Annotated in this window: 5 protein-coding genes and 2 pseudogenes; 3 read left to right on the top strand and 4 right to left on the bottom strand. The window is 64.0% G+C overall.

Going from position 1 to position 7,557, the window contains the following annotated elements; genetic code table 11:
• On the bottom strand, positions 1 to 1,660 hold a 1,660-nt coding region (locus MR825_RS01120), incomplete at its 3' end, for an efflux RND transporter permease subunit (protein ID WP_287878204.1).
• A 234-nt stretch (positions 1,661 to 1,894) separates the two neighbouring features.
• Here MR825_RS01120 and MR825_RS01115 point away from each other — a divergent pair.
• Both MR825_RS01115 and MR825_RS01110 read left to right on the top strand, forming a co-directional pair.
• Positions 1,895 to 2,608, top strand: coding sequence for a response regulator transcription factor (locus MR825_RS01115; RefSeq protein WP_278893562.1), 714 nt, complete (start codon positions 1,895 to 1,897; stop codon positions 2,606 to 2,608).
• 1 nt (position 2,609) lies between these two features.
• Entirely contained in the window at positions 2,610 to 3,956 is a 1,347-nt protein-coding gene (locus MR825_RS01110) for a HAMP domain-containing sensor histidine kinase (RefSeq protein ID WP_186908626.1), read from the top strand.
• Between the two features lie 57 nt (positions 3,957 to 4,013).
• Here the strand turns inward: MR825_RS01110 and MR825_RS01105 are convergent, their stop codons facing one another.
• From MR825_RS01105 to MR825_RS01095, 3 genes and pseudogenes are all read right to left on the bottom strand, one after another.
• The gene (locus MR825_RS01105) at positions 4,014 to 4,628 is read right to left on the bottom strand and encodes a (4Fe-4S)-binding protein (RefSeq protein ID WP_186908625.1); all 615 of its coding nucleotides are present in this window, start codon (positions 4,626 to 4,628) and stop codon (positions 4,014 to 4,016) included.
• A gap of 37 nt (positions 4,629 to 4,665) precedes the next feature.
• Positions 4,666 to 4,884: pseudogene (locus MR825_RS01100) on the bottom strand (transposase); the annotation flags it as partial.
• A 71-nt stretch (positions 4,885 to 4,955) separates the two neighbouring features.
• Positions 4,956 to 5,129, bottom strand: a pseudogene (locus tag MR825_RS01095) (transposase); the annotation flags it as partial.
• 232 nt (positions 5,130 to 5,361) lie between these two features.
• Between MR825_RS01095 and recG the strand changes: the two are divergent.
• On the top strand, positions 5,362 to 7,479 hold the full coding sequence (gene recG / locus MR825_RS01090) for an ATP-dependent DNA helicase RecG (RefSeq protein WP_287878193.1): 2,118 nt from the start codon (positions 5,362 to 5,364) through the stop codon (positions 7,477 to 7,479).
• Positions 7,480 to 7,557: the final 78 nt, after the last annotated feature.

The raw sequence follows: 7,557 nt of genomic DNA, 5'->3' as shown, positions 1-7,557 counted from the left end.
GCTCGATGGCGGCCACCAGCAGCAGCGGCACCGAGATGGACTGGAAGAGAATGGCCACGATGAGGAAGATGGCGGCCACCGAGATATAGTTGGTTATCTTGAAGTCCACGGCGGCGGTGGAGATGAGATCCTTGGTGAGAGCCGCCTCGCCGGTGATGTAGGCATTCGGATCCAGCGACTTGACAATGCCGTCGATGGCATCCAGCTGCTGGGCCACCTCATCGGAGGCGGCGGGATAGGCCGAGTTGACCATCATGAGCTGGAGGCCGTCCTTTTTGCACAAATCCTTGAGCTCTTGGGGGACAAAGAAATCTGGTACGGCGGCGCTCATGAGCTTGTCGTAGGCCAGCACTGAGGTGACGCCGGGTACGGCGTCCACCGCTTCCTCCATTTTTTTCAGGGCGTTGTGGCTCAAATCGTCCCGAAAGACGATGAAGTGGGAGGTGGCCATGTCGTAGTCGTTTTTCAGCTTGTTGGTGGCCACAATGGAGGGCAGATCCTGCGGCAGAGCCTCATCCAGCTTATAGTAGACGGCGGCATGGCTCTGGGCGTACACCGCCGGGAGGAAGAGCACAAGGAAGAGGGCTACGAAGGCCTTGCGGTGGCGGACCATAAAGCGGTTGACCCGGTCGAAGTTCAGGTTGAGAGTTCTGTGGTGGTATTTGCGGATGCCTCTGTCCAGCACCAGCAGGATGGCGGGGAGGACCAGCACCACGGTGGCCACCCCCAGTACCACGCCCTTGGCCATGACGATGCCGATGTCCTTGCCCAGCAGCAGCCGCATGGCGCACAGGGCCAGGAAGCCGGCGATGGTGGTCAGGGAGCTGCCCGACAGGGAGGTGAAGGCGGCCACGATGGCCTTGGCCATAGCGTCCCGGTTGTCGTCGTGGTTGGCCCGCTCTTCCTCATAGCGGTGGTAGAGGAAGATGGAGTAGTCCATGGTCACACCCAGCTGGAGCACGGCGGCGATGGCCTTTGTGATGTAGGAAATCTGCCCCAGAAAAATATTGGTGCCGAAGTTGTAGAGAATGGCCAGGCCAATGCTCATAAGGAAGGCCAGAGGGAGGAGCCAGGAGTCCATGGTAAGGGACATGGCGATGAAGGAGAGCACCACGGCCAGCAGGATGTAGACGGGCAGCTCCTGATCCACCAGGTCCTTGGTGTCCTTGATGAGGACAGAGAAACCGGCCAGGAAGCAGCGCTGGTTGCAGAGACTGCGTACTTGGGAGATGGCCTGCATGGTCTGCTCCGAAGCGCCGGGCATGTCGTACTGGACGATCATCATGGTGGAGTTGCCCGAGAAGAAGGTCTCCCGCAGATCCTCGGGGATCATCTCCTGGGGGATCTGGATGCCCACCAGGGAGGATACCCACACGGCACTGCTGACGCCGGGGACCTGCTCAACGTCCCGGCGGAGCTGATTAGTGTACTCGGGGGGCATATCCTCCACGATGAGCATGGTGGTGGCCGCCATGTGGAAGGGCTCTTCCAGCAGAGCCTCGCCCTTGGAGGAGTCCAGGTCGGGGGGCAGATAGGTGAGGATGTCGTAGTTGATACGGGTGGCAACGGCCCCCAGGATGCTGGGGATCAGAAGCAGGACCGCGATCAAAACCACCAGTTTTGGCTTTCGTGTCAGCGCATGGGCAATTTTCTCAAGCAAAGCAGTCACCTTCCCAAATCGGATACCGGCGGCCGGGCCCGGCCGCCTTAAGGATTTTTCCATCTTAATGTCGTGCCGTCCAAGAGTCAACAGAACCGGGCCGATCCTTATAATTCTTAATAAACGGACAGGCTTGACAGCGCAGAGGCAAGCGGCTACTCTAATCTTAATGATTCTTCATGGTTTGGCCCGGCCCGGCTGTGGTATCATCAAAGGGAAAGGAGGCGCGGCGGGATGCAAGAGAAGATCCTTTTGGTAGACGACGACGTATCCATTCTTTTGCTGGTCTCCGACGTGCTGGAGGAGAAGGGCCTGGAGGTGACGGCCGTCCGCTCCGGGGAGGAAGCGCTCCGGCGCGTGGAGGAGGGGCGCTTCGACCTGATCTTACTGGACATTATGATGAAGGGCCTCAGCGGGCTGGAGGTGTGCCGGCAGATCCGGGGGCGGGTGGACTGCCCCATCCTGTTCCTCAGCGCCAAGGATTCGGTGAAGGACATCGTGAAGGGGCTGGACCTGGGGGCGGACGACTATCTGACCAAGCCCTTTGCCCTGGAGGAGCTGGCCGCCCGGGTGCAGGCCCATCTGCGGCGGCAGGAGCGCTCCGCCCCGGGCCGCCCCGTCGGCGGCCCCATCCAGATCGGCGCCATTCTCCTGGACCCGGAAAAGCTGACGGTGACCAAGGCGGGAGCGCCGGTGGCCCTGTCCACCCGGGAACTGGAGCTTTTGACCTACCTGATGCGCCACGCCGGGGAGACCCTGTCCCGGGACCGTATCTTCCACGACGTGTGGCGGACCGACTACGGCGACGTGGGCACCGTGGCCATCAACATCAAGAACCTGCGCAGCAAGCTGGACCCGGAGTGGCGCTACATCAAGACGGTGTGGGGCTCCGGCTATCGCTTTGTGACCCAGAGCGGGTTTGCGGAGGAAGAGGCAGAGAAGGGATAACATGGAGCAGAAAACCAAACGCGGGCGCTTTCCCGGCGTAGGCTGGCTGAGCGCCCATCTGTCCCGGAAGATGCTCCTGGCTCTGGTGGCGCTGGCGGTGCTGAGCTGGGCGGTGATGTGCGGGTGCTTTCTGGCCTACCTGGGACGGTATGCCGGGAATACCTACTACCAGGTGCTCTCCGGCGCGCAGGAGGATGCCCGGCAGGCCGCCACCTTCCTGGAGGGCTGCGACGGAGATTTCCGGGCGCTGGAGCGCTATTTGTCCGAGCGGGACCTCTACGGCATGGTCCGGGGCAGCGGGGAGGAACTCCTCTACGCCCGGATGCCGGAGGAGAGCCAGGCGGGCCTGGTGGCTGCCTCCGCCGTGCAGGTGGAGCTGACTGGCGGGCGGCGGGTGGAGTTGCTGCTGTGGGTACGGGCCATGCAGCGCAATGAGCTGAGCCGCTCCCTCCAGCGGGAGGCCCTGATCGGTCTGGCCGCCTTCAACGTCTGCGTGTTCCTGGTGGTGGCGGTCATCATGTACCTGGTGCTGGTGGCCCCCATCGTCCGGCTGCGCAAGACCATGCGCTGCTACTCGGAAAAGGGGGAGCGGCCCGAGCGCAGCGAGCGGCAGGACGAGGTGGGCAAGCTGCAAAACGCCTTTGCCGATCTGGCGGGGGTGCTGGAGTGCAAGGAAAAGGCCGAGCACCAGCTCATTGCCTCCATCTCCCACGACATCAAGACCCCGCTGACCTCGGTGCTGGGCTATTCCGAGCGCCTGCACTCGGCGGACCTGCCCCCGGAAAAGCAGCGGCAGTACCTGGACCGGGTTTATGAGAAGGCCCTGCGCATCAAGTCTGTGGTGGATGAGTTCGATGACTACCTGGATGTGGGTTTGCGGGACACGGCCCCTATGCGGCTGATGACGGCGGAGGAGCTGTGCCGGCGGCTGCGGGAGGAGTACGAGGACGAGCTCTCCGACGCCGGGGTGACGTTTCAAGTGGACTGCCAGTGTCCCCAGGAACAGGTCATCTGCAACTGGGAGCACATGCGCCGGTTTTTGGGAAATTTAATCGGGAACAGCTTTCAGCACGCGGAAACCGGCCATCTGGAGCTGCGGCTCCAGTGCCGGAAGGAGGAAGAGGAGCTGGTGCTGCGGTTCCAAGACAACGGCAGGGGCGTGGCGCCCGCGCTGCTCCAGCAGATCTTCGAGCCGCTGTATACCTCCGACCCGGGGCGGAAGGTCTCCGGCCTGGGATTGTCCATTTGCAAGAGCATCATCCGGGCCCACGGCGGCAGCATCAGCGCCGAAAATGTCCCCGCCGGCGGGCTGCTCATCCGAGCCAGCCTACCCTGCGTGAAGGTTTGAAGATAAAAAGACGCCTCTTGACCCGCAGGCCAAGAGGCATCTTTTTGACGGGGCCGGTCACACGGGCAGCGCGTTTTTCCGCCGGACCGTCCGGAGAGGGGCGAGGCGCTGGTCCACCATGGCCTTGGACTTTGCCGGATAAGCCTTGGCGTGCTGGGAGCACCGGGCGATGCGGCGCATGCACAAAAAGCAGCGCTCCGGGTCAGTGTGCTTCGGGTCGTCCGGGGAGATGGACCGGGCCGGACACTGGGCGGTGCGCAGGCCGCAGGCGGTGCAGGTCTCCGACACGGCGGGGACGGCCCGGGAGATGGAGCGCTCCGCTACCAGCGCGGCGGAGGCGGCCACCCGGAATCCCTGGGCCGCCACGCAATCGTTCAGCTCCAGCAGGGCGTCCTCAAAGGCACGGTTGACATAGACGGCGGCGGTGACGGCCGGCGTACCTTCACCGGTACGGTTTTTGAGCCGCTGCGTCATGAGGGCGGACAACCGGCCGCCGAAGACCGGCCCGGCAAAGAGGACCGCGTCCTGCGGGCCGAAGGTCCGGCCCGTCGGTGCGGGGAGAGTGAGGTCCAGCTCGTCGATGCGCCTGGCCGGCCCCTCCGCCAGCAGCAGAGCTGCCCTGCGGGTGCCGCCGGTGGGGCTGAAGTGGACAACCGTGAGATGCTTTCGCACAAAACAACCCCTTTCGTGATGGAAGATGAACTGCGCTTCCACTTCCGTATTCTTTCGCAACAGCTTTCCACTGGAAGCCTGTCCGCAAGACATAGAATATCCCTTCCAGGGCTTTTCGGGCAGGCAGAGGTGGCCGTCCCTGGCCGGGCTTGTTCTTATAGGCCTTTTTCGGATCGCGTTCCCTTGGGGGAATCTCATCCCTCACTGCTTCCCACAACTCATCTGATATCGTCCATGACGTGTATGAGTTTCCCATTTCCTGTTACCCGAGGTTATTTTACCGCCCTTTTCCTAATTTGGGGATGGGCGTTTAATCGCAAAAATCGCATTAACATCACCGGAGCCATTTGGCGGGGAGTCAATCCCGGCGTATGCTGCCAGGGCTTTCTTAAATTGGAAACGGCGCACATTTCCAATCTACCCCATGAGTTGCGGACCAAGGGCCGGGTCAACGCCGAACATTTTCATGACAATGGGATATTCCGGTAGCCGGGAAATGATACGAAAAATTGCAGAGGATTTTTCCGTATCGATTATCCAGCTCCCGTATGGCCTGTTCTGAGCGCTCGAAAAACAAAGCAATGATTTTTTTCTCTTACAGCAATCGTACCGCCTCCTTTCCGGCTTCACCCATATACTACGGTTTTCGCGGCAAAAACTACATCCCTTGCCCGGCCGACCCAAATATGCTATACTGCGCACAGCGATGGAGCATTTGCAGAGGGGGGAGACGATGACGCTGCGCTTATCCACCGGCGTGGGGGAACTGCCTGGGGTAGGCCCGGCCCGGAAGCGGAGCCTGGAGAAACTGGGGCTGCGGACCGTAGGGGATCTGCTGAGCTACTATCCCCGCTCCTATGAGGACCGGCGGAGGACCGTGAAGCTCTGCCAGGCCCCGGAGGGGATACCGGTGTGCATCCGGGCCATGGTGGCCCAGCCGCCCCGCCTTTCCCGCATCCGCAAGGGCCTGACCCTGACCAAGGTGCGTATCGCAGACGACACCGGCGCGGCCACGGTCACCTTTTTTAATCAGGATTATATCAGAGACGCCCTGCGCACCGGGGAGGATTATGTTTTCTACGGGGCCGTGGAGGGGAGCGCCGGATCCCGGAGCATGACCAACCCGGCCTTCGAGCGGGCAGAGTGCAGCCGCTTCACCGGGCGCATCCTGCCGGTCTACCCCTTGACCAAAGGGGTCTCCAACAACCTGCTGGCAGGATTGACCCTGCGCTGCGTGGAGGCGTGCGCGGACGAGACGCCGGAGAGCCTGCCGCCGGAGGTGCTGCGGGATAACGGCCTGTGCGGCGCGGCCTGCGCCTGCCGCAGCGTCCACTTTCCGGAGAGCGAGACCGCGCTGGAGCAGGCCCGGCGGCGGCTGATCTTCGAAGAGCTGTTTACCCTTACCTGCGGCCTGGCGCTGCTGCGTACCCGGCGGGAACAGGCGGCGGGAGCGGCGTTCCGGCGCGCGCCCCTGGCAGAGTTTGAGGCGCTGCTGCCCTTCCCCCTCACCGGCGCCCAGCGGCGGGTGATGGAGGAGGTGGCGGCGGATACCGCCTCCGGCGCGCCGATGAACCGGCTGGTGCAGGGGGACGTGGGCTCCGGCAAGACCATGGTGGCGGCCTTTGGAGCCTGGCTGGCCGCGCGGAGCGGCTTCCAGTGCGCCCTGATGGCCCCCACGGAGCTGCTGGCCGAGCAGCATTTCCGCTCTCTGGAGCCTCTGCTTGCCCCCGCGGGGGTGCGCCTGGGGCTGCTGACCGGTTCGGTGAAGGGGACGGCCCGGAAAGGAGTCTATGCCGCGCTGGAGCGTGGGGAGATCGACCTGGTCGTGGGTACCCACGCCCTGTTGAGCGAGGCGGTGGCCTTTGCAAACCTGGGCCTGGCGGTGGCCGACGAGCAGCACCGCTTCGGCGTGGCCCAAAGGGCCGCGCTGGCGGCAAAGGCGGGCCGGACGCCCCACGTGCTGGTCATGTCCGCCACCCCCATCCCACGTACCCTGGCCCTCATCATTTATGGGGACCTGGATGTGAGCGTGATCGACCAGCTGCCCCCCGGCCGCACGCCGGTGGAGACCTATGTCGTGGGCGAGGACAAGCGGCAGCGGATGTACGGGTTTGTCCGCCGGCTGGTGGGAGAGGGGCGTCAGGCCTACCTTGTCTGTCCCGCCGTGGAGGAGACGCAGGAGCGCGCGGAGGAAACACGGATCCCCGCGGCGGGACCGGACGGGCCGCCGGAGGCGGCGCCCTCTGCCGCGCTGACCGCCGCCGTGCCTTACGCGCAGTACCTGCAAAACGAGGTCTTTCCCGATTTGCGGGTTGGCCTGGTCCATGGGAGGATGAAGAGCCGGGACAAGGAGGGCGTCATGCGCGCCTTTGCCGCGGGGGAGATCGACGTGCTGGTGTCCACCACCGTGATCGAGGTGGGGGTGGACGTGCCCAACGCCGCCCTGATGGTGGTGGAGAACGCCGAGCGCTTCGGCCTGTCCCAGCTCCATCAGCTCCGGGGCCGGGTGGGCCGGGGAAAGCACCAGTCCTACTGCGTGCTGGTCACCGGCACGCAGCACCCGGAGAGCCGGGAACGGCTGCGGGTCTTGTCAAAGACCGCGGACGGGTTTAAAATAGCGGAAGAGGACCTGAAGCTGCGGGGACCCGGCGATTTCTTCGGCCAGCGGCAGCACGGCCTGCCCCAGCTGGGCATCGCGAACCTTGCGGGGGACGTGCGCCTGCTCAAGCAGGCGCAGCAGGCGGCCGAGGAGCTGCTGCGCTCCGATCCCGGGCTGCAGCGGCCGGAGCACGGAGCGCTGCTGGCACGGGTGAGGCGCCTGTTTGCGGAAAACCCGGACATGTTCAACTGAGGCGGGGGACCGGAGCGGGCGTATGATCCGACCGGAATGCCGACCTGCGGCGGAGAGAGCGTGCAGGGCGACTTGATT

The organism is Lawsonibacter sp., assembly GCF_022777125.1.
Classification (GTDB): Bacteria; Bacillota; Clostridia; order Oscillospirales; family Oscillospiraceae; genus Lawsonibacter_A; species Lawsonibacter_A hominis.
Note: the sequence above shows the minus strand (reverse complement) of the source record. Positions and strands in the feature narration are given on the sequence as shown.

Coding starts and splice junctions, on each gene's coding strand:
- MR825_RS01115 (WP_278893562.1), top strand. CDS start 1,895: ATGCAAGAGAAGATCCTTTTGGTAGACGACGACGTATCCATTCTTTTG.
- MR825_RS01110 (WP_186908626.1), top strand. CDS start 2,610: ATGGAGCAGAAAACCAAACGCGGGCGCTTTCCCGGCGTAGGCTGGCTG.
- recG (WP_287878193.1), top strand. CDS start 5,362: ATGACGCTGCGCTTATCCACCGGCGTGGGGGAACTGCCTGGGGTAGGC.